The 25,839-nt window shown below is 69.5% G+C and carries 23 protein-coding genes and 1 tRNA gene; 8 read left to right on the top strand and 16 right to left on the bottom strand.

Annotation, left to right across the window (positions count from 1 at the left end):
• Nucleotides 1-695 precede the first annotated feature (695 nt).
• Entirely contained in the window at nucleotides 696-2,090 is a 1,395-nt protein-coding gene (locus LQ938_RS09920) for a zinc-dependent metalloprotease (RefSeq protein ID WP_223720752.1), read from the bottom strand.
• A 127-nt stretch (nucleotides 2,091-2,217) separates the two neighbouring features.
• Between LQ938_RS09920 and LQ938_RS09915 the strand changes: the two genes are divergently transcribed.
• Together LQ938_RS09915 and LQ938_RS09910 are read left to right on the top strand one after the other, a co-directional pair.
• Nucleotides 2,218-3,345 carry a YlbL family protein gene (locus LQ938_RS09915; protein ID WP_223720753.1) on the top strand — a complete coding sequence of 376 codons (1,128 nt, stop codon included), beginning with the start codon at nucleotides 2,218-2,220 and terminating at the stop codon, nucleotides 3,343-3,345.
• A 65-nt stretch (nucleotides 3,346-3,410) separates the two neighbouring features.
• Nucleotides 3,411-6,314: a UPF0182 family membrane protein gene (locus LQ938_RS09910; protein ID WP_223720754.1), complete on the top strand. Its 2,904-nt coding sequence runs from the start codon at nucleotides 3,411-3,413 to the stop codon at nucleotides 6,312-6,314.
• Nucleotides 6,315-6,392: 78 nt separating this feature from the next.
• Here LQ938_RS09910 and LQ938_RS09905 read toward each other — a convergent pair whose 3' ends face one another.
• From LQ938_RS09905 to idi, 8 genes are read right to left on the bottom strand one after another with little or no spacing between them, the layout of a single operon-like run.
• Nucleotides 6,393-7,367 carry an epimerase gene (locus LQ938_RS09905; RefSeq protein ID WP_223720755.1) on the bottom strand — a complete coding sequence of 325 codons (975 nt, stop codon included), beginning with the start codon at nucleotides 7,365-7,367 and terminating at the stop codon, nucleotides 6,393-6,395.
• Between the two features lie 54 nt (nucleotides 7,368-7,421).
• Nucleotides 7,422-8,306: a prenyltransferase gene (locus LQ938_RS09900; protein ID WP_374197449.1), complete on the bottom strand. Its 885-nt coding sequence runs from the start codon at nucleotides 8,304-8,306 to the stop codon at nucleotides 7,422-7,424.
• Complete coding sequence (locus LQ938_RS09895; protein ID WP_223720756.1) at nucleotides 8,303-8,608, bottom strand: lycopene cyclase domain-containing protein; 306 nt, start codon at nucleotides 8,606-8,608, stop codon at nucleotides 8,303-8,305. The genes LQ938_RS09900 and LQ938_RS09895 overlap by 4 nt, the downstream gene beginning before the upstream one ends.
• Nucleotides 8,605-8,952: a lycopene cyclase domain-containing protein gene (locus LQ938_RS09890; protein WP_223720757.1), complete on the bottom strand. Its 348-nt coding sequence runs from the start codon at nucleotides 8,950-8,952 to the stop codon at nucleotides 8,605-8,607. The genes LQ938_RS09895 and LQ938_RS09890 overlap by 4 nt, the downstream gene beginning before the upstream one ends.
• Entirely contained in the window at nucleotides 8,952-10,529 is a 1,578-nt protein-coding gene (gene crtI, locus LQ938_RS09885; RefSeq protein WP_223720758.1) for a phytoene desaturase family protein, read from the bottom strand. Before crtI ends, LQ938_RS09890 begins: the two co-directional genes overlap by 1 nt.
• On the bottom strand, nucleotides 10,526-11,407 hold the full coding sequence (locus tag LQ938_RS09880) for a phytoene/squalene synthase family protein (RefSeq protein WP_223720759.1): 882 nt from the start codon (nucleotides 11,405-11,407) through the stop codon (nucleotides 10,526-10,528). The genes crtI and LQ938_RS09880 overlap by 4 nt, the downstream gene beginning before the upstream one ends.
• On the bottom strand, nucleotides 11,404-12,462 hold the full coding sequence (locus LQ938_RS09875) for a polyprenyl synthetase family protein (protein WP_223720760.1): 1,059 nt from the start codon (nucleotides 12,460-12,462) through the stop codon (nucleotides 11,404-11,406). Before LQ938_RS09875 ends, LQ938_RS09880 begins: the two co-directional genes overlap by 4 nt.
• Nucleotides 12,459-13,013 carry an isopentenyl-diphosphate Delta-isomerase gene (gene idi / locus LQ938_RS09870; RefSeq protein ID WP_223720761.1) on the bottom strand — a complete coding sequence of 185 codons (555 nt, stop codon included), beginning with the start codon at nucleotides 13,011-13,013 and terminating at the stop codon, nucleotides 12,459-12,461. Before idi ends, LQ938_RS09875 begins: the two co-directional genes overlap by 4 nt.
• A gap of 74 nt (nucleotides 13,014-13,087) precedes the next feature.
• Here idi and LQ938_RS09865 point away from each other — a divergent pair, with 74 nt between their 5' ends.
• A complete protein-coding gene (locus LQ938_RS09865) occupies nucleotides 13,088-13,561 on the top strand; it encodes a MarR family winged helix-turn-helix transcriptional regulator (RefSeq protein ID WP_223720762.1) in 474 nt (157 codons plus the stop codon).
• 222 nt (nucleotides 13,562-13,783) lie between these two features.
• Here LQ938_RS09865 and LQ938_RS09860 read toward each other — a convergent pair whose 3' ends face one another.
• The 4 genes from LQ938_RS09860 to LQ938_RS09845 form a co-directional block, all read right to left on the bottom strand.
• Complete coding sequence (locus LQ938_RS09860) at nucleotides 13,784-14,071, bottom strand: WXG100 family type VII secretion target (protein ID WP_223720763.1); 288 nt, start codon at nucleotides 14,069-14,071, stop codon at nucleotides 13,784-13,786.
• Between the two features lie 33 nt (nucleotides 14,072-14,104).
• Complete coding sequence (locus LQ938_RS09855) at nucleotides 14,105-14,626, bottom strand: hypothetical protein (protein WP_223720764.1); 522 nt, start codon at nucleotides 14,624-14,626, stop codon at nucleotides 14,105-14,107.
• 9 nt (nucleotides 14,627-14,635) lie between these two features.
• Nucleotides 14,636-15,073 (bottom strand): hypothetical protein, encoded by a 438-nt coding sequence (locus tag LQ938_RS09850; protein WP_223720765.1) that lies wholly within the window; start codon nucleotides 15,071-15,073, stop codon nucleotides 14,636-14,638.
• 491 nt (nucleotides 15,074-15,564) lie between these two features.
• Nucleotides 15,565-15,638 (bottom strand) — tRNA-Met (locus LQ938_RS09845).
• 107 nt (nucleotides 15,639-15,745) lie between these two features.
• Here LQ938_RS09845 and LQ938_RS09840 point away from each other — a divergent pair.
• The gene (locus tag LQ938_RS09840) at nucleotides 15,746-16,546 is read left to right on the top strand and encodes a carbon-nitrogen hydrolase family protein (RefSeq protein ID WP_223720766.1); all 801 of its coding nucleotides are present in this window, start codon (nucleotides 15,746-15,748) and stop codon (nucleotides 16,544-16,546) included.
• A gap of 169 nt (nucleotides 16,547-16,715) precedes the next feature.
• Here the strand turns inward: LQ938_RS09840 and LQ938_RS09835 are convergent, their stop codons facing one another.
• Nucleotides 16,716-17,918, bottom strand: coding sequence for an aminotransferase class I/II-fold pyridoxal phosphate-dependent enzyme (locus tag LQ938_RS09835; RefSeq protein WP_223720767.1), 1,203 nt, complete (start codon nucleotides 17,916-17,918; stop codon nucleotides 16,716-16,718).
• 98 nt (nucleotides 17,919-18,016) lie between these two features.
• Here LQ938_RS09835 and LQ938_RS09830 point away from each other — a divergent pair, with 98 nt between their 5' ends.
• From LQ938_RS09830 to LQ938_RS09820, 3 genes are all read left to right on the top strand, one after another.
• Nucleotides 18,017-19,603, top strand: a complete 1,587-nt coding sequence (locus LQ938_RS09830) for a S1C family serine protease (protein ID WP_223720768.1) — start codon at nucleotides 18,017-18,019, stop codon at nucleotides 19,601-19,603.
• Nucleotides 19,604-19,683: 80 nt separating this feature from the next.
• Nucleotides 19,684-20,946, top strand: a complete 1,263-nt coding sequence (locus tag LQ938_RS09825; RefSeq protein ID WP_223720769.1) for a CDP-glycerol glycerophosphotransferase family protein — start codon at nucleotides 19,684-19,686, stop codon at nucleotides 20,944-20,946.
• Nucleotides 20,943-22,391, top strand: a complete 1,449-nt coding sequence (locus tag LQ938_RS09820; RefSeq protein ID WP_223720770.1) for a CDP-glycerol glycerophosphotransferase family protein — start codon at nucleotides 20,943-20,945, stop codon at nucleotides 22,389-22,391. Before LQ938_RS09825 ends, LQ938_RS09820 begins: the two co-directional genes overlap by 4 nt.
• Before the next feature lie 11 nt (nucleotides 22,392-22,402).
• Here LQ938_RS09820 and LQ938_RS09815 read toward each other — a convergent pair whose 3' ends face one another.
• Complete coding sequence (locus tag LQ938_RS09815; RefSeq protein ID WP_223720771.1) at nucleotides 22,403-23,497, bottom strand: glycosyltransferase family 2 protein; 1,095 nt, start codon at nucleotides 23,495-23,497, stop codon at nucleotides 22,403-22,405.
• A gap of 42 nt (nucleotides 23,498-23,539) precedes the next feature.
• Here LQ938_RS09815 and LQ938_RS09810 point away from each other — a divergent pair, with 42 nt between their 5' ends.
• Nucleotides 23,540-24,802 (top strand): CDP-glycerol glycerophosphotransferase family protein, encoded by a 1,263-nt coding sequence (locus tag LQ938_RS09810; RefSeq protein WP_223720772.1) that lies wholly within the window; start codon nucleotides 23,540-23,542, stop codon nucleotides 24,800-24,802.
• Here the strand turns inward: LQ938_RS09810 and LQ938_RS09805 are convergent.
• Entirely contained in the window at nucleotides 24,799-25,815 is a 1,017-nt protein-coding gene (locus LQ938_RS09805; RefSeq protein WP_223720773.1) for a hypothetical protein, read from the bottom strand. The genes LQ938_RS09810 and LQ938_RS09805 overlap by 4 nt on opposite strands.
• Nucleotides 25,816-25,839: the final 24 nt, after the last annotated feature.

Here is a 25,839-nt window from a genome sequence, read left to right as displayed (position 1 = left end):
CGCTTCGGCGAGGAAGCCGGGCGCGACGGGAGCGGCGGGTCTGCCCAGCAGCTGAGCGGCGACGCTCGGCCACGCCGGGTCGGCGGCCCGTCGGTGCGCGACCGAGCAGCCTAGGCAGGGACCGGACCCGGCCTGCAGGAGCGGCCCGATCGTGGCGCGATCGCCCGTGAAGACGACGGGCAGGTGCGGCGCCCCGCTGCGGGCGACCGACAGGGCGCGCTGCGGGTGCACGAGATGTGCGGCGACGAACACGGTCGTCACATCGGATGCGGGTTCTTGCGCGAGCTCGAAATCGGCGGCCAGGATCTGCGCGGCATCGGCTCCGACCGGATGCGGGAAGGTCTCGGCGACGTCGAGGTAGATTCGCGGAGCGTCGTGCCGCGTCACGAGCACCGGACGCAGCCGGTGGAGGAAGGCCGTCACGTCCGCGGGCGGAACCCCGTAGCCGCCGGCGATGGATATTGCATCGGATGCGGTCATCCCCGACTCGAGTGAATGCAACAGGATCTCGTGCCAGGCCTCGACGTGTTCGAGCACGAGGACACCGTCGATCCCGAACTGCAGGGCGGTCTCGTCACGCCAGGCGGGCGGATGCGCGGGGTCGAGTCGGAGCATGACCCGATTCTGTGCGGTCCCGGGAGGAGGCGACCGTTGTCCACAGGATGTGGTCGCCTCCGCGCCCGGGGGAGGACAAGTCAGACCGGTGCGGGTCCGTTCCGGCCGTCGTCCGGACGGTCGTCCGGTGCGGAGTCCGGGTCGCCGTTGCTGCGCCCCTCGTCGGCCAGGAGTTGTTCCAGGGCCTGGTCGAACTCGTCGGGCTCCGGCTGCTCGCCGCGTGCCCGCGCGCCCAGGAGGGCGATGAGGGCCGCCGGGTCGTCGATGTCCGAGGAACTCGGCATCAGGTCGGGGTAGTCCCAGAGCGCGTCGCGAGCGGAGACGCCGACCGCGTCGGTGACAGCCCGCCACATGGCCGCGGCTTCCCGCATCCGGCGCGGACGCAGCTCGAGACCGACGAGCGAACCCAGCGCCTTCTCGGCGGGTCCGCCGACCGCGCGACGGCGACGGACGACCTCGGCGACCTTGTCGGCACTCGGCAGTCGCGACGTGGCGTCGGCGGTGACCACGTCGACCCAGCCCTCGATGAGGGCCAGCAGGTTCTCCAGACGCGTCAGCGCCTGAGTCTGCTGCTCGGAGCGTTCGGGCAGCAGTGCGCCGCTCTCGAGCGCCCGCTGCAGCTCTTCGGGCTGCGACGGATCGAAGCGGGCGGCGAGGTCTTCGAGCGCGCTCGTGTCGACGCGGATTCCGCGGGCGAACTCGGTCACCTGTGCGATGACGTCCAGGCGCAGCCACTTGGCGTGGCGGAACAGCCGGGCGTGCGCGAGTTCGCGGGCGGCGACGTAGAGGGCGAGCTGATCGTCCGGGATCTCGAGCCCCGCCCCGAAGTCGGCGAAGTTCTGCGGCAGGATCGCGGCCGAGCCGGACGGCATGAGCGGAATGCCGACGTCGCCGCCGCTGACGACCTCGGTCGACAGGCGTCCGACGACCTGCCCGAGCTGGCTGGCGAAGAGCGACCCGCCGATCGTCCGCATCATCCGCCCGGCGCCCTGCAACATGCCCTGCATGTCTTCGGGCAGCTGGTCGGAGAGGGTCGCGGTCAGCGCATCGGCGATGCTGGACGCGACGGGCTCGGCGAGTTCGCGCCAGACCGGCATCGTCGCCTCGACCCACGCCCCGCGTGTGATCGCGCGGGCGGGTTCGCCGAGGTCGGAGATCGTGGTCGCTTCGCTGAGCCACAGGGTCGCCAGGGTGAATGCCTGGTCGAGATCGGCCCGCGCGCCCGAGCCGACGCCGAGGTCGCTCTGGTTCGCGATGTGCAGGGCCTGCCGCTGGGCTTCGTCCCACGAGATCGAGCCGTCGCCGGACACGAACGCGGACTGCATCTGCCGCATCATCTGCTGCATCATCGCCGGGTCGATGCCCATGCTGGAGAGCTGCTGCAGCTGCGCGGGGTCGATCCCCTCCGCGCCGAACAACTGCCGGAGCAGTTCTTGGAACTGTTCCTCGGGGCTCCGGTCGTCGTCGTCAGCCACGTCAGGCGCCTTTCAGCCGGGGGATGTCGTTGCGATCTACGCTAGTCGCAGAGAAACATCGCACCGCCGGGCGAGCACGAAGTCGCCGTACGCCGGCCGCGAACGGTCGGGACGGAAAGGCGAACGCGTGAGCTTGTTCGAACAGCACGGCACCGCCGTGCCCGAGGCGCCTCGGCGCCCCATGTCGCGGGGCGCGATCGCGGGGATCTGGGCGCTCGTGGTGGCGCTCCTCGCGCTGCTCGGAATGTCGTTCCTGCCGAGCCCCTACGTCATCGAACGCCCGGGCCCGGTCTACAACACGCTCGGCGACGTGCAGGATGCGGACGGCGCCGATGTGCCGCTGATCTCGATCCCGGATGCCGAGACCTATCCCACGGAGGGATCGCTCGATCTGCTCACCGTGCAGGTCGTCGGCACGCCCGAGCAGCGGCTCTCCTGGCTCGACGTCGGTCTGGCGTGGTTCGACCCGACGAAAGCGGTCGTGCCGATCGAGCAGATCTATCCGACCGGGCAGACGACGAAGGAGCGGAGCGTCGAGAACGCGACACTCATGGTCGATTCGCAGGAGGACGCCACCGCGGCGGCCCTCACCCACCTCGGCTACGACGTGGGCGCGCGGCTCGAGGTCGCCGATGTGCAGGCCGGAAGCGCGGCGGACGGCACGCTCGAGATCGGCGACATCATCGTGTCGGCCGGCGGCACGGCCCTCTCCGATCCGCAGCAGCTGCGCGAGATCATCAACGCAGGCGCCGGAGCGCCGGTGTCGCTGCAGATCGAGCGCGACGGGGCTCCGCAGAGCATCGACGTCACCCCGAAGGAGGGCACCGGGGAGGCGGCGGGCGTCTGGCAGGTCGGTGTCTCGCTGCAGGTCGACTACCAGTTCCCGTTCGACGTCACGATTCAACTGGACAACGTGGGCGGACCGTCGGCTGGCATGATGTTCGCCCTCGGGATGATCGACACACTCACCCCGGGAGAACTCAACGGCGGCGCCGCGGTGGCGGGGACGGGCACGATCGTCGCCGACGGCACCGTGGGGCCGATCGGCGGCATCCGGCAGAAGCTGTGGGGCGCCGAGGGCGCGGGCGCGGAATACTTCCTCGCCCCGAGCACGAACTGCGACGAGGTCGTGGGGCACATTCCCGACGGACTCCGCGTCTTCTCGGTCTCCACGCTCGATGACGCGGTCGGCGTTCTGGACGCGATCTCGTCGGGATCCGACCTCGACGCGCTGCCCACGTGCACCGCTTCGTGACCGGCTGGCAATTTCCGCAGCATCCGCTCGGCGTTCCCCCAGAGGGGCGCTCTTAGGATGGACGAGTGACCTCGACCCCAGCGCCGACGCCCGCCGCCCCGAATCGACCCCGCCGCGTGATCGCTATCTCGCTCGTGGTGATCGCCGCGCTCGCTGTCGCATTCTTCTTGTTCGCGAGCCTCTACGCGGATTGGCTCTGGTACGACCAGCTCGGATTCAGCTCCGTCCTCGTCACCGAGTGGGTCGCGCAGGTCGCGATGTTCGCGATCGGGTTCCTCGGCATGGCGATCCCGGTTTGGCTGGCGATCCAGCTCGCGTACCGGCTCCGGCCGGTCTACGTGCGGCTGAGCTCTCAGCTCGACCGCTACCAGGAGGTCGTCGAGCCGCTCCGGCGCCTGGCCATGTGGGGCATCCCGGTGTTCTTCGGCTTCTTCGCGGGCTTCGCCGCGTCTGCGCAGTGGGAGACCACGGCGCTCTGGCTGAACGGTGTGCACACCGACGCCGCCGACCCGCAGTTCAACATGGACATCGGCTTCTACCTGTTCGGTCTGCCGTTCTACAGCGGACTGGTCGGCTTCGCCTCCGCCGTCGTGCTGGTGAGCCTGCTCGTCACGGGCCTCGTGTCGTACCTCTACGGTTCGGTGCGCATCGGCCAGCGCGAGCTCCGCATCTCCAAGCCCGCCCGCATCCAGCTCGCGATCATCGCGGGCATCTACCTGCTGCTGCAGGGCACGAGCTTCTTCCTCGACCGCTATCGCACACTGACAACGCCCGGCGAGCGCATCACGGGAGCCAGCTACACGGGGGTCAACGCGACCATCCCGGGCCTCGCGATCCTCTCGATCGTCGCGATCATCGTCGCGATCCTGTTCTTCGTCACGGCCGTCATCGGTCGCTGGCGCTACCCGCTCATCGCGACGGCGCTCCTCGTCGTCACCTCTCTCGTCGTCGGCGTCGCCTACCCGTGGATCGTGAACACCGTTCAGGTGCGTCCGAACCAGCGTGCCCTCGAGATGCCGTACTTCGAGCGCAACCTCGACGCCACGAAGTCGGCCTACGGGATCGACGGTCTCGAGACGACCGACTACGACGCGGTGACCGACGCCGAGCCCGGCCAGCTGCGTTCGGATGCCGGCACCACCGCATCCATCCGCATCATGGACCCCGCCATCATCCAGCCGACGGTTCGCCAGCTGCAGCAGTACCGCCAGTACTACTACTTCCAGGACCCGCTCGACGTCGACCGTTACCAGGTCGACGGCAAGGCGCAGGACACGGTCGTGTCGGTGCGCGAGGTCAACACCTCGGGCCTCGGCGACGCGGCATCGTGGCAGAACTCGACCCTCGTCTACACCCACGGTTACGGACTCGTCGTCGCCAAGGGCAACGAGCGGACGACCGATGGTGACCCCGTCTTCATCGAAAGCGGGATCCCGTCGGCCGGGTTCCTGAGCGACCAGGAGTACCAGCCGCGCGTGTACTTCGGTGAGAACTCGCCGACCTACTCGATCGTCGGTGCCCCCGCCGACACCGACCCGATCGAGCTCGACTACCCGTCGGGCACGGATGGCGGCAACGACACCCGCACGACCTTCGACGGCGACGGCGGACCCTCGATCGGCAACGTCTTCAACCGGCTCATCTACGCGCTGAAGTTCCAGTCCGAGCAGATCGTGTTCTCCGACGCCATCAACGAGGACTCCCAGATCCTCTACGATCGCGACCCGGCGACGCGCGTGCAGAAGGCAGCGCCGTACCTGACGCTCGACTCCGACCCGTACCCGAGCGTCGTCGACGGCCGCGTCGTCTGGATCGTCGACGGGTACACCACGAGCGATCAGTACCCGTACTCGACCGCGACGAGCATGTCGCAGGCGATCGAGGACGCGAACAACCCGTCACCGCGGATCGCGCTCGACAACGTCAACTACATCCGCAACTCGGTGAAGGCCACGGTCGACGCCTACGACGGTTCGGTCACGCTCTACGCGTGGGATGAGACGGACCCGCTGCTGCAGGCCTGGCAGAACGTCTTCCCCTCCACGCTCAAGCCGATCTCCGACATGTCGGGGGACCTCATGAGCCACGTGCGGTACCCGACCGACCTGTTCAAGGTGCAGCGGGCGATGCTCGGCGAGTACCACGTCGACACGCCGCTCTCGCTCTACGAGCGCGACAACGCCTGGTCGACCCCGGCCGACCCGCAGGCGGCGGATGTGAACCAGCCGCCGTACTACCTGACCATGCAGATGCCCGGTCAGACGTCGCCGACGTACTCGATGTTCACCAGCTTCATTCCGCAGTCCACGGGCGCGGATTCGAGGAACGTGCTCATGGGGTATCTGGCCGTCGACTCGGACGCGGGAAGCGAAGCCGGAGTGAAGAACGAGGACTTCGGCAAGCTCCGATTGCTGGAGATCACCGCGGACACCACGGTGCCCGGCCCGGGTCAGGTGCAGAACACGTTCAACTCTGATCCGACCGTCTCCGCGCAGATCAACATCCTGAAACAGGGGCAGTCCGAGGTCATCAACGGCAACCTGCTGACCCTGCCGGTCGGTGGCGGTCTGCTCTACGTGCAGCCCGTGTTCGTGCAGGCCTCCAGCGGCACTCAGCTGCCGCAGCTCCAGAAGGTCCTGGTGGCGTTCGGTACCGAGATCGCGTTCGAGGACACCCTGAACGACGCGCTCAACGCGCTGTTCGGCGGCGACTCGGGGGCGAACGCCGGTGACGAGGAAGTGGTGCCGACCGACTCGGCCACGCCGACGCCGACACCGACCGACGGATCGACGGATGGCGGCACCACCGCGCCGCCGGCCGCGGGCGCCTACCAGGCGGCTCTGCAGGCCGCGCAGCAGGCCATGCTCGATCGCGACACGGCGATGCGCGACGGCAACTGGACCGCCTACGGCGAAGCCGACGACCGCCTCACGGCAGCCGTGCAGCAGCTGCTGGAACTCGGCGAGTAGTCCCGCCCGCAGCAACGGCGCCTCTCCTTCGGGAGGGGCGCCGTTCTGGTTGTGGCGAGCAGACCGTGCCGCGGTGCGTCAGCTCTTCGCGACGTCGCGGATGGCCGGATCGAGCTCCGGCCATCGGAACACGAACCCCGCGTCGGTGAGCACCTCCGGCGTCACCCAGCGGCTCTTCAGAACGAGCTCCGGCTCGGTGCGGAGCACCCACATCGCGGGCTCCAGCATCCATCGCCACGCCGGCAGTCCCACCCGCGCGCCGACCGCCCGACGCAGGGTGCGCATGAGGGTTCTGTTGTCGGACGGATGCGGACTCGCCAGGTTCACCGGGCCGGCAATCTGATCGTGGTCCCGGAGGAAGCGCATCGCGCCGACGACGTCGTCGAGGTGGATCCAGCTGAACTTCTGTCGTCCGCGCGTGCGGTGCCATCCGCTTCGCTCGGGTCCGCTCGCGTCCGTGCCGATGCCGCGATAGCGGCGGTGGGAGAACCACCACGAGTCGATCTGCGGCCCGCCGAGACCGATGCGGGCGAGGCGCAGGAGCATGGCGGTGGCGGGTCCGTCGCCGAGGACGATCGCCATCCGGAGTGCGACCCGACGGGTTCCTGGCAGGTCGCCTGCGAAGAACTCCTTCTCCCAGGCGCGGGCGACGTCGACCGAGAATCCGTCGCCGATGACGCCGTCCGACTCGGTGTTCGCGCGGTGCACCTCGTGCCGGTAGATCGTCGCGGTCGACGCGTTCAGCCAGACTCTCGGCGGGTGCGCGGCGGCGGTGACCGCGCGGTGCAGCATCCGGGTCGTGTCGACGCGCGAGCGCAGGATCTCCTCGCGATTCGCGTCGCGGTAGCGGCAATCGACCGACTTCCCGGCGAGGTTCACGAGAACGTCGCTGCCATCGACGGCGCGAGCGATGGCATCCGGATCACTCCAGCGGATGCTCTCGGTGCGGCCGATGCGGCGGACGTCGTACCCGTCGCTCGTCAACGCTTCGACGACGGCGCGACCCACGAAACCGCTCGCGCCCGCCACGACGGCCACGGGTTGTTCCGGCATCCGATCCTCCGTCCGCGCGCCTCGTGGCACGTCGCCCCCGAGCGTAGCGGCGGCTCAGGAGGTCTGCAGCCACCACCAGATGAGTAGAAGCGTGACCCCGAAGCCCGCGATCTGGTTGAGCCACAGGAATCGGCGCCACCCCGCGGTCGCGCGCTCCGCGTCGGCGTCGGAGACGTTCCGGTAGGGCCAGACGGTGCCGAGGTAGAGCAGTGCGAGCAATCCCGCGAGCGGACCGGGCCAGCTCGTGAGGAGCATCACCAGACCGGCCAGCGTGTAGCAGACGAGCGCGAAGCGCACCGTCCACCGGGCGCCCCGCACCGTGGCGATCGAGGCGATGTCGGCATCGCGGTCGGCGACGACGTCCTGCACCGCGCCGAAGGCGTGCGAGGCGACTCCCCACAGCGCGAAGGCGCCGACGATCGCGCCGAGCTGCGGTGTCCAGGTCGCCCCGGCGAGCACGAGCCCGTACACGGCGGGGGAGAAGAAGTGGATGCTGCTGGTCGCGGAGTCGGCGAACGGCACCTCTTTGAGGCGCAGCGGCGGAGCCGAGTAGAACACCACGAAGAACATGCTCGCGGCGAGCACCGCCCAGGAGAGCGGCGACCCCACGACCACGAGATAGACGAGGAACGGCAGGCACGAGAGCCCCGCTGCCCACAGCGTGATGGTGTGCAGGCGGCGGTCGAGCACGGCGCCGTGCGCTCCGCCCTTACGCGGGTTACGAAGGTCGGATTCGTAGTCGAAGACGTCGTTGATCCCGTACATCGCCAGGTTGTAGGGGATCAGGAAGAAGATCGTGCCGACGATCAGCGTGACGTCGATCTCGCGCACCGTGAGCAGATAGGCGGCGGCGAACGGGAAGGCGGTATTGATCCAGCTCACCGGGCGGGACGAGACGAAGAGGGTGCGGGCCACCGTGCCCGCGGACAGCGTGGTCAAGAATTCCTCCGGGCGGGTAGGAGCGCGGCGACGGCGGGTACGCCGAACGCTGCGCACAGCGGGTACGAGAAGTCTTCGATCGGTGCCAGGCCGATCCGGATGCCGCTCAGGTGCTGGTCCGGGTAGGTGAACAGGTCGAGCGCGATCATGAGATTGTCGAACACCGCGGTGAGCAGAAGGAGCACGACGGCCGCGATGAGTGATGCCCGCATCCGTCGCCCGAAGCCCGGCCGGCGGGCGCTCCACGCGGTGACGATGGCGGTCACGAGCACGAAGGGGATGACGAGGAGCGGGTAGGTCACCGGGCGTCCTCCGCGCGAGCAGCCGCGTCGCTTTCGTGGCGCGCCGGACGGAGCGCGGCTCCGGAGACGACGAGGGCGAGGTAGCAGAGGAACGCGAGGAAGAAGGGTTCTTCCAGCGGCAACTCGGGCGCGAGCTGAACGCCGATCAGGAGCGGGCTGTCGCCCTTCACGAACACGCCGGTGGCGATCCCGAACGCATCCCAGACGAGGAAGAACGCCGTGCCGATCAGCACGGCGACAAGCGTGCGCCGGCGGTCGCGCCAGAGCGCGAGACGGAATCGTGCGTCGAGAGCGGCGACCCCGGCCGTACTCAGAAGGATGGCGAGCAGATAGGCGCCCGGCATCAGGAGGCGCTCGGGGACTGTTCCGGCAGTGGGCCCGCCGAGCGGTCCCCGCGCAGCCGCTTGATCACGAGTTCGGCGGAGATGAGGCACATCGGCAACCCGATGCCGGGCAGGACGGACGCCCCCGCGTAGTACAGGTTCGGGACACGCGAGGAGACGTTCTTCGGGCGGAACAGCGCGCTCTGGCCGAGCGCGTGCGCGAGCCCGAGTGAGTTGCCGCGCCAGGCGTGCAGGTCGGCGCTGAAATCGCCCGGGGCGATGGTGCGCCGGACGACGATCCGATCGCGGAGGTCTGGGATCTCGCACCATGCCGCGATCTGATCTATCGCCGCATCCGCGGCGCGCTCGATGACGTCGTCGCCCGCACCGTCGATGCCACCGCGCCCGAGCGACGGATCCGCCGGGATCGGCACCAGGACGAAGAGGTTCTCGTGTCCCTCCGGTGCGACGTCGTCGTCGGTCGCGCTCGGGCGGCAGACGTAGAGGGACGCCGGGTCGGGGATGCGGCTGTCGGCGCCGAAGATGTCGGCGAAGTTCGCCCGCCAGTCCTCGGTGAACAGCAGCGTGTGATGGCTGAGGGCGGGAAGCTCGCCGCGGACACCGAGCAGCACGAGCAGCGCGCCGAAGCTCGGTGTCTTCGACGTCCACCACTTCTCCGGGTAGGTTCGCGCCTCTGCCGGCAGCAGCGCGTTCTCGGTGTGGTGCAGGTCGGCGGTCGAGACGACCAGGTCTGCCGTGAACCGGCGGCCGTCGGTGGTCGTCGCCCCGGTTGCTCGGCCGTCGACGACCTCGATCGTGGAGACCTCCGCTCCGGTCTCGATGCGAACGCCGCGGGCCTCGGCGAGGCGGGCGATCGCCGCGATCAGCGTCGTGAACCCGCCGCGCGGGTAGAGCACGCCGTCGTCGAGATCGAGGTGGCTCATCAGGTGGTACAGGCTCGGCAGGTCGTACGGGGACCCACCGAGGAACACTCCGGCGTAGCCGAGGATCTGGCGCAGGCGCGTGTCGGTGAACTGCTTCTCGATGCGCGTGGCGAGCGGAACGGTCAGCATCGACGCGAGCCGCGCTCCCCGACGGAGCACCGCCGGATCGACGAGGTTCGTGTACGACTCGTACGTGTCGTAGAGAAAGCGCGAGACGGCCAGGTCGTACGCGTCGCCGGCCGAATCGAGGTACTTCTCCAGGCGTGCACCGGCCCCGGGCTCGATGCCCTCGAAGAGGGCGACGGCCTCGTCGCGCCCGGAGACGACGTCGATCGCGGGCGGGGCGATGGAGGTCGCCGCATCCGGCTCTCCGTAGACGCGGTACGCGGGATCGAGCGGGACGAGATCGAGTTCCGCCTCGGCAGTGGTGCCGAGCAGGCGGAAGAAGTGGTCGAAGACCTCGGGCATCAGGTACCAGCTCGGCCCGGTATCGAACCGGAAGCCATCCTGTTCCCAGCTGCCCGCGCGTCCGCCGATCTGATCCTGTCCCTCGAGCACGGTGACCCGGTAGCCCTCTTCGGCGAGGAGTGCCGCGGTGGAGAGACCGGCGATTCCGCCTCCGACGACGAGGGCGTCGCGGCCCCGGGCGGTCACGAGCGGGCTCCGCGCGGTGCGCCGCCGAGCCAGGCGTGTGCGGCGAGCTGAGCCTTCTGCGACGATGGCACCCGCACGCGCGGTGCACCGGGGGTCGCGCGGCGCAGGCGTTCCGACAGGGCGGCGAAGAGGTCGTGCGCCGCGGTCACGGCGCGTCGGCAGTCCGCAGGCAGTTCGGGAATCACCGCTGCGGCCGCCGCGAGGTCGGCATCGATCCGATCGAGCACATCCGTTCGCGTCCTTTCCTGATCATCCACGGCAAGGTAGTCGCGACCGAGCGCACTCGCGTCGTGGTCGAGGTCGCGGAGGAAGTTGACGTCCTGGAACGCGCGGCCGAGGGCGCGCGCCCCGGTGACGACGTGTGCGGGGGGCGGGACCGGGTGCGCCGCTCCGGCGTTGTGGAAGACGGCGAGGCACATGAGCCCTACGACCTCCGCCGAGCCGTAGACGTAGGCATCGTGCGAGGCGTCGTCGTGGCTCAGGGTGGAGATGTCGGTGCGCATCGACGCGAAGAACGGGGCCGTGAGGTCGGCACCGATGCCGCACTCACGTGCCGTTGCCGCGAAGGCGTGCACCACGAGGTTCGTGCTGAAACCGGTGCGCACCGCATCCGCCGTTTCCTGCTCCAGCATGTCGAGAGCGTGCCGTTGCTGCGTTTCGTCGAGGCCCGCCTCCCGCGCCGGACCGTCGACGATCTCGTCGGCGATTCGGACGAGCGCGTAGACGTTGCGGACGTGCGGCCGAGGCCGCGGTCCGAGCAGGCGGGTAGCGAGCGAGAACGAGGTCGAGTACGCGCGGATGACGGATGCTGCCGCGGTCACCGCGGTGCGGTCGTACAGCGACAGCCCCGTCGGTTCGGCGTCGCGTCGGGGGCTCACGGGATGCGTTCTCCGATTCGGTCGGCGATGTCGCGCACGAGGGCTGAGGCCGCGGGGGGCAGGCCGTCCGCGCGGGCGCGCGCTTCGTCGAGCGTATCGTCGATGAGCTGCAACAGGCGCTCGCGCGCGCCGCTCTCGTGCAGCACGCGCTGTGCCTCGAGCACGGCCACCGGGCCCGTCCGCGCGAGCGCGAGGGCGTCGCTGACCGTCTGCCACGACGGGCTCTGCTCGGCGAGCGCGATGAGCGGTGTGCGCTTGGCCTCGCGCAGGTCGCCGCCGGCATCGCGACCGGCCTGATCCGACGTTCCGAACGCGCCGATCAGGTCGTCGACGAGTTGATATGCGAGTCCGAGGCGGCCGCCGCTCGCGCGGAGCGCCTCGAGTTCGTCGTCGCTTGCGCCGGCCAGCAGTGCGCCCGCCCGAAGCGGGGCGGCGAACGAGTACACGGCCGTCTTGTCGTGCGCGGCAGCCATCAGCGAGTCGGCTGGGGAGTCGTGGCGGGTGATCGCGTTCTCGACATCGGCGAGCTCGCCCGCGGCCGAAACGACGACGGCGTCATCGAAGAGGGCCATGAGTGCGGCGCGCCGGTCGGCGCGCACGTCGGCGAGGGCGACCAGACGGGTCGCTTCGTAGAGCAACAGGTCGCCGCCGAGGATCGCGGCGGCCGCGCCGAGGTCGGCAGCAGCCGACGCGTCGGCGCCTCCGCGGGCTCCGCGGGCGCGGAACTCTCCGGCGATGTTCGGCACGCCGCGGCGCTCCACGTCGTGGTCGATCACGTCGTCGTGCACGACGAACGCCGTGTGCAGCAGTTCGAACGACGCGGCAACGGGAAAGACGGCGGGTGTGTCCTCGAGTCGTCCGCCGAACGCGTGGAAGCTCGCGATCACCAGCGCCGGGCGGAACCGCTTGCCGCCGCTCGCGGCGCGGCTGACCGCATCCGCCAATGCTCCGTACGCGTCGCCCAGTTCGGGGGCGCGCAGACGGATGCGGCCGACGGCTTCGTCGATCGCCGCGTCGATGCCGGCGTGCGCTTCGGGGGAGACGTTGCGGATCACGAGCCCACCCGCGCGGTTGTGTGGCCGGCCGCGAAGAAGTCGAGCTGCGCGGCCTGCAGTACGAGCCACGGGCTGAAGGCCCAGGGCGTCGCGCGGAGCGCGGCGGCCAGCTCGGGGGGATCAACCCAGCGGAAGTCGACCACCTCGTCGGGGTTGGGTGTCGGATCGGCGTCCATATGTGCGACGTAGACGGGGCACACCTCGTTCTCGACGATGCCGCTGGCGTCGACGGCCCGGTACCGGAAGTCGGGGAGGGCGAGCTCAAGGCCGTGCAGAGAGAGACGGAGTTCGAACTCGGCGCGGCGGTGGACCGCATCCGTCATCGATTCACCCGGCTGCGGGTGTCCGCAGAAGCTGTTGGTCCAGACGCCGGGCCAGGTGCGCTTGTGCAGCGCCCGGCGGGTCACGAGAACCTGCCCCGCGTCGTTGCGCACGTGGCACGAGAATGCGAGGTGCAGAGGCGTGTCGGAGTCGTGCACGCTAATCTTCGGAGCGGTTCCGATCGCGTGTGCCTCGTCATCGAGGAGAACAACATATTCGTTCTCGAGCATCGGACCTCCCTTTGCTAGCTTAGCTAGCTATCCTGCTCTGAACGATATTACCCACGGCGCTAGGAGGTGTCCACATGACCGGATCCCCCGGCGAGGTGCCGTCTCAGGATGCCGAAACGCTGCGCGTGCTCTACGCCGTCCGTGCCTTCAGCGATGCGATGGAACGCATGTACAGCGGCATGAAGGGCGACATGGACATGAACGCGACCGACCTCGCCGCCCTCCGGATGCTGATCATCCGTGAGCAGCGGGATCAAGCCGTGAGCCCCCACGACATCGCTCGCCACTTGCGGATCTCGACCGCATCGACCACGAAGCTGATCGACCGGCTGGCCGAGACGGGGCACGTGGTGCGGCAGCCGCATCCTCGCGATGGTCGTGCGCGCCTGATCGCGCTCACCGAGAAGTCGCGGAGCGAGTTCCGCCTTCACTTCCGCGACAGCGTCGGAGCCATGCGCGGGGTGGCGGAGGAGTTCTCCGCATCCGACCTCGCCATCGTTTCCGGGTTTCTCGAGCGTCTCTCGGCCGCGATCGACCCCGATCTCTGAGGTGGCGCGGTTGCGTGACTCGCCGCGGGCGACGGGCCGCGAATAGCGCGCAGGGACATGCAAAAGGCCCCGGATCACGAGGATCCGGGGCCTTTCTTTTGTTGCGGGGACAGGATTTGAACCTGCGACCTCTGGGGTTAAGTCACACAGTGCCGACTGATTCTCGGCCCGGCTGCTGGCGATCAGGTTATGACTGATACTGGCCCTGACGTGCGAGAGTGATCATTCGCTCCAGAGGTCGCGGACGGTGGTCTCTGCGGACACGAGCAAGGCTCCGGCTGACGACGCACCATCTCGCGCACGTTTGATGGCGGCGCTGAGTTCCTTCATGGCCGCCGACCACTTGCCCTGGGCCTCGCCGTAGGCGGCAGACGCAGCCCCGTCCCAGTCGGCACGAAGCCCGGTCACTTCCTGTTCGAGTTCTTCGAGGTACGTCTGCATGGCAGCGACGGCAGCTCCGAGTGCATGGACAAACGCTTCGTGCCGCCCGTCGTCGAATGAGATGGTCATGCGTCACTCTTCCGCGGTGTTCCGGGGTTTCCGTCAGTACTTGTCGCTCGGGTGAATGTCATCAGGCAATCGGAAGCACGGCGAAAACGAGAGGATCTCGATTTGTGTGAGGTCTGTGCTGGGCGTCATCAGCCAGCCTGATCCGTGGGGTCCGAGCACGTGAGCAGACGGTGAGCCGTCCACTGCGGTCTCTAGAACTGCGGTGTACGGGTCGTTGCTCGCGTACTTTGCGACCGCGTAGTCGACGATCGCTGCCGTATCCACCTCACCCTGAAGGAACACCATCGTGTGGCCGGCCCACTGAACTGCTCGATCAGGTCCACAGCCCAGGAAAACGCCGACGTCGTTCTGATCGATGGATGCAATCGCGTCTTGGGGAACGAGAGCCGCGAGCTCAAGTTCCATGGCCTGTGTCGTCTGCTTTGCGTCAACAACCGAAAGTGCTTCGTCTACGTCGTAGGCGTCGTCCACGTTGTCCTTTCCGCCGGTGCAAGCAGACAGCAACAGCGCACTCGCCAATGCGATCACGGCGACCACTGCTCTCCGTGAACTCATCTCGTCAGCCTACCCAGCCTTCACCGCGAGCAGGATGTCGCGGAGAGCTGACTGGTTCTCGACTCGGCTGCTGGCACCCGCGACACGCACGAGAGGGGGCAAGCCGCCTAGCGAGCCGAGGATGACGGGTGCGGCGGAGACCAATGCCTGCTGGGCTGCGGGGTCGTTGACGGACGCCCACCACTCACTCACGGACTCCGGGGCCGGCGGGTATTTGCTGAACTGGGATGCCAGCGCCGGATGTTCGTCAAGGAAGGCTCTGAGTTCTGCGGGGTCGCGTGAGGCGAGGTCCGCGAGCGCGGTCAGCGTCGCCCGTTGCACAGCGCTGTTCGCGAGGTTCGTCGCGAGCGTGCCGAGGACCCCGAGTGTCGTCCAATTCACCGCGGGAACGCCGATGTTGGTGCTGGCAGAACGGATGGCGTCTGCGGCGTTCGTAGATCTCCGCACTCGACCGAAGCCGCTGAGCAATGCTTTCCAGCTCCTCCGAATGCGCCGCCCAGGCGTCTGACGACTTCGCCGCGAAAGCACTCGCCGCCTCAGCGAGCCCCGGGTGCCCCAGATTCCCGTCTACGGCCCACTGCGGAGAGTCCGTCCGATCGGATGTCGCCTGCACCTGACCCGCCGCAGCGCGCAGCGCCTCCGGATCAACCGAAAACACGACCAATGTCGCCCCCATGTCTTCTGCGGCCCCGTACCTCGAGCCACCTTAAGAACTTCCTGCTGCGTCGTCTGTAGGACGTTTGGGGGACGTCGTATGGCGTGCTGGAGTGCGAGCCTTTGGACATCTCACCGCGTGCACATCGGCATCCCGCCGCAAGACGATCACGGTCCGGCTGGCCAGGCGTTCGCTAGGCGCGACGTCGTCGGAGAAGTCGGATGTCGCGGACCTCGCGCATGCAAAAGGCCCCGGATCACGAGGATCCGGGGCCTTTCTTTTGTTGCGGGGACAGGATTTGAACCTGCGACCTCTGGGTTATGAGCCCAGCGAGCTACCGAACTGCTCCACCCCGCGGCACAAGAGATAAACCTAGCATGGGTTTCGGGACTCGTCCAATCGAGACCGGGATCGCTGTTTTTCCGCGGTTGCCGCCGCATCCGCCGACGCGGGAGGATGTGCGGATGACTCTCGTTCTTGCGGTCGCCCAGTTCGCTCCCACGGCGGACCGCGCAGCGAACCTCGAGGCGATCGACGTGCTCGCATCCGACGCTGCACAGCGGGGGGCGCGGGTCGTCGTCTTCCCCGAGTATGCGAGTTACTTCACCGATCCCTTCGACCACGACCTGCGTGCTCACGCGGAGGCCGTCGACGGTCCCTTCACACGTCGCCTCGCGCGCATCGCCGCCCGTGATGACATCACCGTCGTCGCGGGACTCGTGGAGGCGGCCGATGATGGGCGGCGCGTGCACAACACCGTCGTCGCGGTCGACGGATCCGGGGTACTCGCGCGGTACCGCAAACAGCACCTGTACGACGCCTACGGGCAGCGGGAGTCGGAGTGGATCGCTCCCGGGGCGCTCGATGAGCCCGAGGTGTTCACCGTCGACGGCATCGCCCTCGGGATCATGACCTGCTACGACCTGCGGTTCCCCGAGGCGGCCCGACGGTTGGTCGACGCGGGTGCCCAGGCCTTCCTGGTGCCGGCGGAGTGGGTGCGCGGCCCGTTGAAGGAAGCGCAGTGGACGACACTGCTCCATGCTCGGGCCATCGAGAACACCGCCTACGTCGCCGCGGCCGATCATCCGCCGCCCCTCGGGGTGGGCGGTTCGACCATCATCGATCCGCAGGGCGTCGCGCTCGCCACGATCGGCACGGCGACCGGTGTCGCGGTGGCGGTGCTGGATGCGGGCGAGCTCGACCGCATCCGTCGCCTCAATCCCGCGTTGGCGCTGCGGCGCTACGAGGTGCGCCCCAAGTCGTGACCCACGACCCCGTGCTCAGCGCTCACCCGTGAGCCGCTCGAGGTGCGCCCGCTCATGGGGCCAGTTCGGCGCGCGCCATTATTCTGCTCCCGCGCCACAGATCTGAAGCGCGGGAGCAGAAAAGTAGCGCGCGAGGCGAGAACCGAACGGCGCGCGGCGGCGGGCGAGGTCAGCGCAGGGTGGCGAGGCGGCGAGCGGCTTCGGCCAGGACGTCTTCTCGTTTGCACGCGGCGAAACGGACGAGTGTCGCGAATTCCGCGCGGTGCGCGGGCAGCACGAACGCGGTGAGCGGGATGGCGACCACCCCGGCCCGCGCGGGCAGCGCGCGGCAGAACTCGTGCGCATCGGTCGCACCGAGGGGCGCCGCATCCGCCACCGCGAAGTACGAGCCACCGGGCCGGGAAACGCCGAAGCCCGCCTCCGTGAGCCCCGACAGAAGCAGATCGCGCTTGCGCTGCAGGGTCGTGGCGATGCCGGCGAAGAAGTCGTCGCCGAGTCGCAGACCGACCGCGATCGCGGGCTGGAACGGGGCGCCGTTCACGTAGGTCAGGAACTGCTTGACCGTGAGGATGGCGTCGATGAGTTCCGCCGGACCCGTCGCCCAGCCGATCTTCCAGCCCGTGGCGGCGAACGTCTTGCCGGCGGACGAAATGGTCACGGTGCGCGGTGCGGCCTCGGGGATCGTGGCGATCGGAACGTGCGTGCGACCGTCGAACACGAGGTGCTCGTAGACCTCATCGGTCACGATGATCGCGTCGTGCCGATCGGCGAGACGAGCGATCTCGTGGCGCACCTCGTCGGCGAAGACCGTGCCGGTGGGATTGTGCGGATCGTTGACGATGATGAGCCGGGTGCGATCGGTGACCGCCGCGCGCAACTCATCGAGGTCGGGCTGGAAATCGGGCCAGCGCAGCGGGATGGTGACCAGCCGTGCGCCCGCGAGTGCCACGACCGCCGCGTACTCGTCGTAGAAGGGTTCGAAGACGACGACCTCGTCGTCAGGGCCGTCGACCAGAGCGAGGATCGTCGCGGCCAGCGCCTCGGTCGCGCCAGCGGTGACGAGAACTTCTCGGTCAGGGTCGGCTGTCAACCCGTAGAACCGCTGCTGATGCTCGGAGATCGCGAGGCGCAGATCGGGGATGCCCCTGCCCGGCGGGTACTGGTTCGCGCCCGCCGAGATCGCGTCGCGGGCGGCTTCCCGCACGGCCGCCGGTCCGTCTTCGTCAGGACAGCCTTGCCCGAGGTTCACCGCGCCGGTTTCGGCCGCCAGGGCACTCATCTCGGCGAAGATGGTGGGGGCTGTCTTTCCGTCGGGGCCGACGAGGCCCGCACCCGTGGCGACGCGTCGCCACGTACCGCTCGGGGTTCGCATTCGACACAGGTTAGTCGCATAGGGTCGTCCCATTCTCGGCATAGGCAACGCACAGACACCCCCGCCACAGTGGATCTTGCCTGCCAGAAGGAGCAATCATGAGTGACACCGAGGGCGAACGCCCCGAATCCGTCGACGCCGCCGCCGACTCCTCCGCCCAGAACGCGAGCCCGACCGCTCCCGCCGCCGGGACCGATGTTCCGGCTTCGACCCCGGCCGCCGCCCAGCCGCCCGTGCCGCCGCGCCCCGAGGCGCCCGTCGCGCCGCAGTCGGTGGCGTCGCCGTCCGGCGCTGCGCAGCCCGTGCCGCCGCGCCCCCCGTATCCGGCCGCCTTCCCTGCCCCGACCCCGAAGGGTCCGCAGCAGTACGCCGGTCAGACGCCCGGCCAGGCGGGTCAGTCCTTCGGTCCTGCCGCCCAGACCGGCCCCACCCTTCCGATCGCCGACGCCACGCCCGCGGCGCCTGCCGCGCGTAAGAAGAGCACGGCCGGTCGCACGGTCGGCCTGCTGCTCGCTGCGGCCATCGTCGGCGGTGCCGCCGGGCTCGGCGGAACCTACGCCGGCACGAGCCTCTGGGGCGGAACGACCGAATCGGCCGCCAGCAGCCCGTCCGTCGTCACGGTGAACGACACCACCAACGTGAACGCCGTCACCGGCGTCGCCGCGAAGGTCGTGCCGAGCGTCGTCACGATCAGTGCGACGTCGACGAGCGGGGCCGGAACGGGTTCCGGTGTCATCCTCTCCGACGACGGCTACGTACTGACGAACACCCACGTCGTGACCCTCGACGGGCAGACCTCCAACCCGACGCTCTCGGTGAGCACGTCGGACGGCAAGGTCTACAGCGCGACGGTCGTCGGCACCGACCCCACCTACGATCTCGCGGTGATCAAGCTCACGGATGCCTCCGGCCTCACGCCGATCGAGTTCGCCGACTCGAGCAACCTGAACGTCGGCGACAACGCGATCGCCATCGGTGCTCCGCTCGGCCTCGACAACACCGTGACCACGGGAATCGTGAGCGCGCTCAACCGCTCGATCGAGATCGCGTCTTCGGCGGCGCCGGACGACGCATCCGAAGGCGACAGCGGCCAGGGCGACAGCAACGAGAACGGACAGAGCGAGAGCCCGTTCCAGTTCGACTTCGGTCAGGGCCAGGGGCAGACCACGCAGTCCTCGACGACCATCAAGATCTCGGTCATCCAGACGGATGCCGCCATCAACCCCGGTAACTCCGGTGGGGCGTTGGTCGACGACGAAGGAAAGCTGATCGGTATCAACGTGGCCATCGCCTCGTCGGGGGGCACGAGCTCGGGCCAGTCCGGCAACATCGGCGTCGGCTTCTCCATCCCCTCGAACATCGCCGAGCGCGTCGCGAACGAGATCATCGATTCCGGGTCGGCCACGCATGGCCTGCTCGGGGCGACGGTTCAGGACGCCGCCAGCATGCGCGGTGCCACGATCGAGGGCGCGTCGATCTCGGAGGTCAGCCCGGACGGCGCTGCCGCCGCGGCCGGCCTGCAATCCGGCGACATCGTCACGCGGGTCGGCGACGTGCCGATCGGTGACGCGATCGATCTGACGGCGCAGGTGCGCGCCGCCGCCGGCGGGTCCGACATCACGCTCACGTACGTGCGCGACGGTGAGACCCGCACGGCCGACGTCACCCTCGGCACCCTTCAGTAAGCACCCGGACGGGCAGGACGCATCCGGAGGCGCCGGACGCACCCGGAAGGCAGGACGCCACCTCGCGATAGGCTCGCGAGGTGGCGTCCTTCTCGTTCGGTGACGGGAACGCGAGGAAGCTCCTCGCGATCCCGCTGTACGCCGCGGCCCGCGTCATCACCGCGGTCGTGCCGCGGTCGGCGGACGAATGGGTCTTCGGATGCGCAGTCGGCATCGCCGACGGGGCGCTCGCCGTGTGGGATGAAGCGCACGCGGCCGGAGCTCGCGCGGTGTGGCTCGTCGACGGCCCCGATCAGGCGCGCGAGGCAGCCAGGCGCGGCATTCCCGCGGTTCGGAAGACCTCGCTCCGCGGCTTCTGGCGAACGGCCCGCGCGCGCGTCGTGATCGTCACGCACGGTTTCGGCGATGTGAACCGGTACGCCGTCTCCGGTGCGTTCATCGCCCAGCTGTGGCATGGCATCCCGCTCAAGCGCATCGGTATCGACTCGCCGGCGACGGTGCGCAGCAGCATCCTCCCGTCGTCACGCCTGGTGCGTGCGGGGCTGGCGGCGATGTACCGCTCCGCGACGCGGCGCATCACGCTGCTGCCGGCTGCGTCGCACCTCGTGCGGGGCCGGCTGGAGTCCGCGTTCTCCCTTCCCGATTCCCGCGTGCGGGTGCTCGGCGAGCCGCGCGTCGATGTGCTCTCGAGGGGCACCGCCGACGAGCGTCGGACCCGTGCGCGTGCGCGCATCGTCGACCTCACCGGCGCGGATGCGGACGCCGCGCTGATCCTGTACGCACCCACGTGGCGTGACGGCGACCTCGACCCGGCGATCCCGTCCGCGACGGAGTGGACGGCGATCGAGCAGACGCTGGCGGCGCGCGACGCGGTGCTGCTCGTGCGTTCGCACCCGCTGGGTGCGGGGGAGTACCGGCCGTCGGCGCCGAGCGGCCGCATCCGGATGCTCGGAATCGACGTCGTGAACGACGTGACGCCGCTGCTCCCCGGGCTCGACCTGCTCGTCACCGACTACTCGTCGCTCGCGTTCGATGCATCGCTGGTGCCGCTTCCGGTGGTCTTCTTCGCTCCTGATGTCGACACGTACGCCGAGCAGCGCGGCTTCTACGGGACGTATCGCGACGTCGCCGGCGACGACTGGGCGACGACTTGGACCGAGACCCTCGCTCAAATCGAGGCGACGCTGCTCGACCCGACCGAACGCCTGACGCGGTCGCGGACGCTCGATGCGCGGGTGCACGCATACCGCGACGGGCGCAATGCGCAGCGCGTGTATCGTGCGATCGTCGACAGCATCGACCCGAAGGCGGGCCGAGAGCGGTCCGGGGAGGACACCGAATGACGAGCGCCCGATGGTCCACGAGCGGCGCGTCCGCTCTCGAACTCCTCGGGACGGGGCCGGCGCCGGCCGCGGTTTCGCTCATCGGCCCGCGTGCCCGGGTGGCCGGCCGGGTCGCACCGACCGACGCCGGCTGGACGGCGACGTTGCCGCTCGCCGCCTCCCGCTGGGGCGGCGAGGTGCTTCCGCTGCCGACGGGAACGTACCGTCTCGAGATCGAGCGGGGCGAGGCGAGTGACGTGCGGGTGCCGGATGCATTGCCGGTCGCGATGATGCCGGACCTCCGTGCGTCGCTCGACGGATGGTCGCTGCGCGTCGGGCCGCCGGTCGATCCGGCCTACGACTCCGGCGAAGGGCAGGCGGCGCTCGAGCGGCGTTACGCGACGGCGCACGAGCCGCGCGAGAACGCCGTCTTCTTCGAGAGCTTCTACGGTCGCAACGCGAGCTGCAACCCGCTGGCGATCGACCGCGAGCTGAGCCGCCGCGTACCGGGGCTGGTGCGCTACTGGAGCGTCGTCGATCACTCGGTCGCCGTTCCGGAAGGCGCGATCCCGGTGGTCGAGGGCAGCCCCGAGTGGTGGCGTGCGCGGGGAGTGGCGCGACTGCTCGTCGTCAACGACTGGCTCCGCCGACGCTTCGTGCGCCGGCCCGGGCAGATCGTGCTGCAGACCTGGCACGGCACTCCGCTGAAGCGGCTCGCACTGCACCGCCCGGGCTTCGACCCGCGCCGCGCCATCGCCGTCATCCGCGAAGCGCGGCGGTGGAACGTGCTGCTCGCCCAGAACCCGTACGCGGCGGGCATCCTGAAGAAGGCGTACGCGTTCCTCGGGCGCCCCATCTGGGTCGAGGGTTATCCGCGCAACGATGTGCTGACGACGGAAGACGGCAGTGATGCGCGGCGCCGGCTCGGCATCGACCCGGGCGAACGCGTGCTCCTGTACGCACCCACCTGGCGCGACGACCGTGAGCAGATCGTCGACTTCGTCGATGCCGCGCGTCTAGCCGCCGACACCGGCGCGATCGTGCTCGTTCGGGGCCATTCGCGCACGCTGCTGCCGGGCGAAGACGCGACGGGTGCGCGCGTGATCGACGTGACGGGTTTCCCCGACACGTCCCAACTGCTGCTCGCGGCGGACGCGCTCATCACCGACTACTCGTCCGTCATGTTCGATTTCACCGTCACGGGTAAGCCCGTGTACCTGCTGGTGCCCGACCTCGAGCACTATCGCGGAGAGCTCCGCGGCTTCTACTTCGACCTCGAGACCTATGCTCCCGGTCCGCTCGTGCGGACCCAGGCGGAGCTGACGGCGGCGCTCGCCGCGGAGCCGGATGCGGGGGTGGCGGCGCGCTACCGTCGCTGGCAGGAGCGGTTCAACGCGCGCGAGGACGGCCGCGCAGCGGAGCGCGTCGTCGACCGCATCCTGGATCAGGGGTTCCTCGACCGCTGACCCGGGCCCGCTTACGGAAGCGGGGTGTTGCGCGTGCCGAGCCGGGACGTGTCGACGGTGTCGTGCGCGCCGGAGAGCGCTCCGACGAGAAAGCCCGCGCCCCACGCCAGGTGCATCGTGGGCAGGACCGCGAGGGTCCATAGCTTGTCGCGCCATCCGCGGCCTCCGCCGGGACCCGCGGCGACCGCCACGATCAGCACCAGATAGGCGGCGACCGGCAGGTAGACGACGGATGCGGCGACCGCACCCACACCGGACACCACCCCGGTGGCCTGCAACACGCCGACGAGGATGCTCGCAGCGACCGCGAGCACGAGCACGGGAGGCGCGAAGAATCGCAGCGAGTTGCGGCGTCCGTACCGGCGCACGAGTTCTCCGCGCCAGGCGCCGGTCGCGCGGAACTGACGGGCGAGCCGCAGCCAGCTCTCGCGCGGCCAGTACGTGACGGCGAGCTCCGGATCGAACCAGACCCGGTAGCCGGCACGGCGGATGCGGAGGTTGAGCTCCCAGTCCTCGCCCCGGCGGAGCGACTCGTCGAAGCCGCCGACCTCGTCGAGCACCACGCGGCGCATCACCCCGAGGTAGGCCGACTCGGCCTCGCCCTCGCGCGTGCCACCGTGATACGCCCCGCCTCCGAGACCGAACCGGGAGTTGTAGGCGCGCGCGACGGCGCGCTGGAACGGTGCGCGTCCGTCGGCCCGCATGACGCCACCGACGTTCGCCGCGCGGACCCGCGCGAGCGTCTGCAGCGCGCGCACCGTGTAGCCGGGAGCCAGTTCGGAATGCGCGTCTACCCGAACGATCGTCGGCAGGGTGCTGCGCGCGATCGCGAGATTCAACCCGGTCGGGATGTCGGCCTCGGGGTTCTCGACGATCACGATGCGGTCGTCGTCGGCGGCGAGACGCCGCGCGAGCTCGGTCGTGCCGTCGGACGACGGGCCCAGGGCGAGGATCAGTTCCATGGGCCCGGGAACATCCTGCTCCAGAACAGTGCGTACGGCGCGTTCGAGATAGGCGATCTCGTTGAGCACCGGCATGACGAACGACACGCCGGCCGCGGAGTCGGGGACGGGCGCGTCCGCGGCTCCACCGGCGTTCGCATGCATCCCTCGATCATCCCATGCGACCCCGGAAGTTAGGCTGGAGGCATGGGATGGGCATCGGATCTTCGCGCCGCCTCAGGACTCCTTCGGAAGGCCCTCGACAATCGTCGGGCGGTGCAGCAGGTTCGTCGGCGCCTCGCGGCGAGCCCGCATCCGACCGGTCGTTACCAGGTCGCCGTGTACTTCGCCGACGGCGCAGTGAACATGTACCAGATGCGTCAGTGGTACAAGCCGCTCGCGGAACTCGCCGAGACCTGGCCGGTCGTCGTGCTGAGCCGCGTGGCCACGGGCGCGCGAGCGCTGGTCGAAGAATCGGGCCTGCCCGTCGCCTTCGTTCCGACCGTTCGCGACCTCGAGCGCTACGTCGCCACCCAGGACATCCGGGTGGTCCTGTACGTGAATCAGAACACCCGCAACTTCCAGATGTTCCGATACGGGCGTCGCTGGCACGTCTTCATCAACCACGGCGAGTCCGACAAGATGTACATGACCACGAACCAGTTCAAGGCGTACGACTACGCCTTGATCGCCGGAGATGCGGCGCGCGAGCGCCTGTCGCGAGTGCTCTGGGACTATGACCTCGACACGCGGGCCATCCCCATCGGGCGTCCGCAGGCGGACCACTACTCGGGCGCGCTGCCCTACACGCCCGACGATCGCACGGTGGTGCTGTACGCCCCGACCTGGGAGGGCGACCGGCCGTCCGCGCTCTACGGCTCGATCGTGTCACACGGTGAAGCGCTCGCGGCGACGCTCCTCGCCTCCCCCCGGCATCGTCTGATCTATCGCCCCCATCCGCGGAGCGGTGTCGTCGACGCACAATACGGTGCGGCGAACGCACGGATCATCGCGGCGATCGCGGCGGCGAACGCCGCAGACCCCGCCGCGCAGCACGTGTTCGACGACGGCCCGGATCTCGGGTGGCAACTCGCGTCGGCGGATGTCGCGATCGTCGACATCTCCGCAATGGTCTACGACCGTCTGGCGGCGGATCGTCCGCTGATGATCACGCGCCCCGCACATCCGGCGGCGCTCGTCGACACGCACGGCTACCTGTCCGCGTGCGACTGGTTGGACGCGGATGCCGCCGCGGACGTCATCGCGCAGACCGATCGCGTTCTGGACGACCCGGAGGCCGTATCGCGCCTCGCGTACTGGGTCGAGCACTACTTCGGCGACACCTCGCCGGGTGCGCCGACCGCACGCTTCCACGCCGCTATCCACGGCCTCATGGACGAGTGGGAGACGTGGAACGCGCGTGTACCCGATGAGGGCGAGGACGAGGCGGAGCTCGACGCCGACGCTTAGGGCGCGGGCGTTCCGATAGCGGCGGAGTCCGCGTCGGGATCGGCATCCGTGTCGTCGTCGCCGTTCTGGTGCCCGCGTCCCAGCGCGCGGCGTGCGCTGCCACCGATCGCGTCGCCGGTGCGTCGCCCGGCCGAACCGACACCGCGTGCCGCCCTGCCCGCCCCGCGTGCGACGGCGCCCACCGCACCCACGACCGCGCCGCCGGCCCGAACGATCCCGGTCCCGGCGATGCGCTCGATCGGCGATGCTCCCGGCAGCGGCTCGAGTTCTGCGGGGAGGGTCAGCGGCGGCATCCCGAACGCCTGTCGCGCCGTCGTGATCACGCGACGGCCGAGGATGTGGTTGCCGGCGCCGCCGACCGCGGCGCCCACCCCGAACGGCAGCGCTTTACCGAGGAAGGAGGCGCCGCCCTTCGCGGCGAAGCGGTGCACGAACGATGTCTTCAGGCGGTCGACCAGCGGCCCCATCGCGGCGCGGGGGAGCGTCTTGGTGATCAGTTCACCCCAGTACGCGTCACGACCGGGGCCATGGCCGCTCGCCTGCCGGGCAAGCTGGGAGACGAGGTCGATGCCCTCTTTGCCGAGCAGCAGTGTCAGCACCAGTGCCCGAGCGCGATCGGGGTTCTCCACCGCGATGCCGTGCACCTCGGCGACCGATTGCGCGAACAGCGTGGTCGCCTCGAGGAAGCCGAGCGTCTCGGCGCCGCTGAGCGCCAGCGTCACGCCCGTCCCGATCACCGGAACGACCGCGGTCGCGCCGACGGCGGCGCCGCCGGTCGTCACCGCGGCGAGGTACCGGCGTTCCAGCATCCGAACGATGTCGACCGTCGCGGCATCCGGATGCCGCAGCCGCAGGCTTCGGAGGTGCGCCAGCACGACGGGCCGCTGCACCGCGAGTACCCGATCGAGTGCGCGCACCGTCAAGGGATGCTCGGCGGAACCCTGCGGCGGAAGGCCGCCGGTCCACGGTGCGTCTTCGGGAAGCGAATGGATCCGATGAACTTTGCGGGTCACCCGAGTGATCCTAGGCACCGGTCC

It is taken from the genome of Microbacterium sp. cx-55 (assembly GCF_021117345.1).
Lineage (GTDB): Bacteria > Actinomycetota > Actinomycetes > Actinomycetales > Microbacteriaceae > Microbacterium.
This window is presented reverse-complemented; position numbering and strand designations above follow the sequence as displayed.

Excerpts from the sequence above, each read along its gene's own strand:
- LQ938_RS09905 (WP_223720755.1), bottom strand. The coding sequence starts at position 7,367 with ATGCCGGAACAACCCGTGGCCGTCGTGGCGGGCGCGAGCGGTTTCGTG.
- LQ938_RS09890 (WP_223720757.1), bottom strand. The coding sequence starts at position 8,952 with ATGCCGGGCGCCTATCTGCTCGCCATCCTTCTGAGTACGGCCGGGGTC.
- idi (WP_223720761.1), bottom strand. The coding sequence starts at position 13,013 with ATGCTCGAGAACGAATATGTTGTTCTCCTCGATGACGAGGCACACGCG.
- LQ938_RS09865 (WP_223720762.1), top strand. The coding sequence starts at position 13,088 with ATGACCGGATCCCCCGGCGAGGTGCCGTCTCAGGATGCCGAAACGCTG.
- LQ938_RS09860 (WP_223720763.1), bottom strand. The coding sequence starts at position 14,071 with ATGACCATCTCATTCGACGACGGGCGGCACGAAGCGTTTGTCCATGCA.
- LQ938_RS09855 (WP_223720764.1), bottom strand. The coding sequence starts at position 14,626 with ATGAGTTCACGGAGAGCAGTGGTCGCCGTGATCGCATTGGCGAGTGCG.
- LQ938_RS09840 (WP_223720766.1), top strand. The coding sequence starts at position 15,746 with ATGACTCTCGTTCTTGCGGTCGCCCAGTTCGCTCCCACGGCGGACCGC.
- LQ938_RS09835 (WP_223720767.1), bottom strand. The coding sequence starts at position 17,918 with ATGCGAACCCCGAGCGGTACGTGGCGACGCGTCGCCACGGGTGCGGGC.
- LQ938_RS09830 (WP_223720768.1), top strand. The coding sequence starts at position 18,017 with ATGAGTGACACCGAGGGCGAACGCCCCGAATCCGTCGACGCCGCCGCC.
- LQ938_RS09820 (WP_223720770.1), top strand. The coding sequence starts at position 20,943 with ATGACGAGCGCCCGATGGTCCACGAGCGGCGCGTCCGCTCTCGAACTC.
- LQ938_RS09815 (WP_223720771.1), bottom strand. The coding sequence starts at position 23,497 with ATGCATGCGAACGCCGGTGGAGCCGCGGACGCGCCCGTCCCCGACTCC.
- LQ938_RS09810 (WP_223720772.1), top strand. The coding sequence starts at position 23,540 with ATGGGATGGGCATCGGATCTTCGCGCCGCCTCAGGACTCCTTCGGAAG.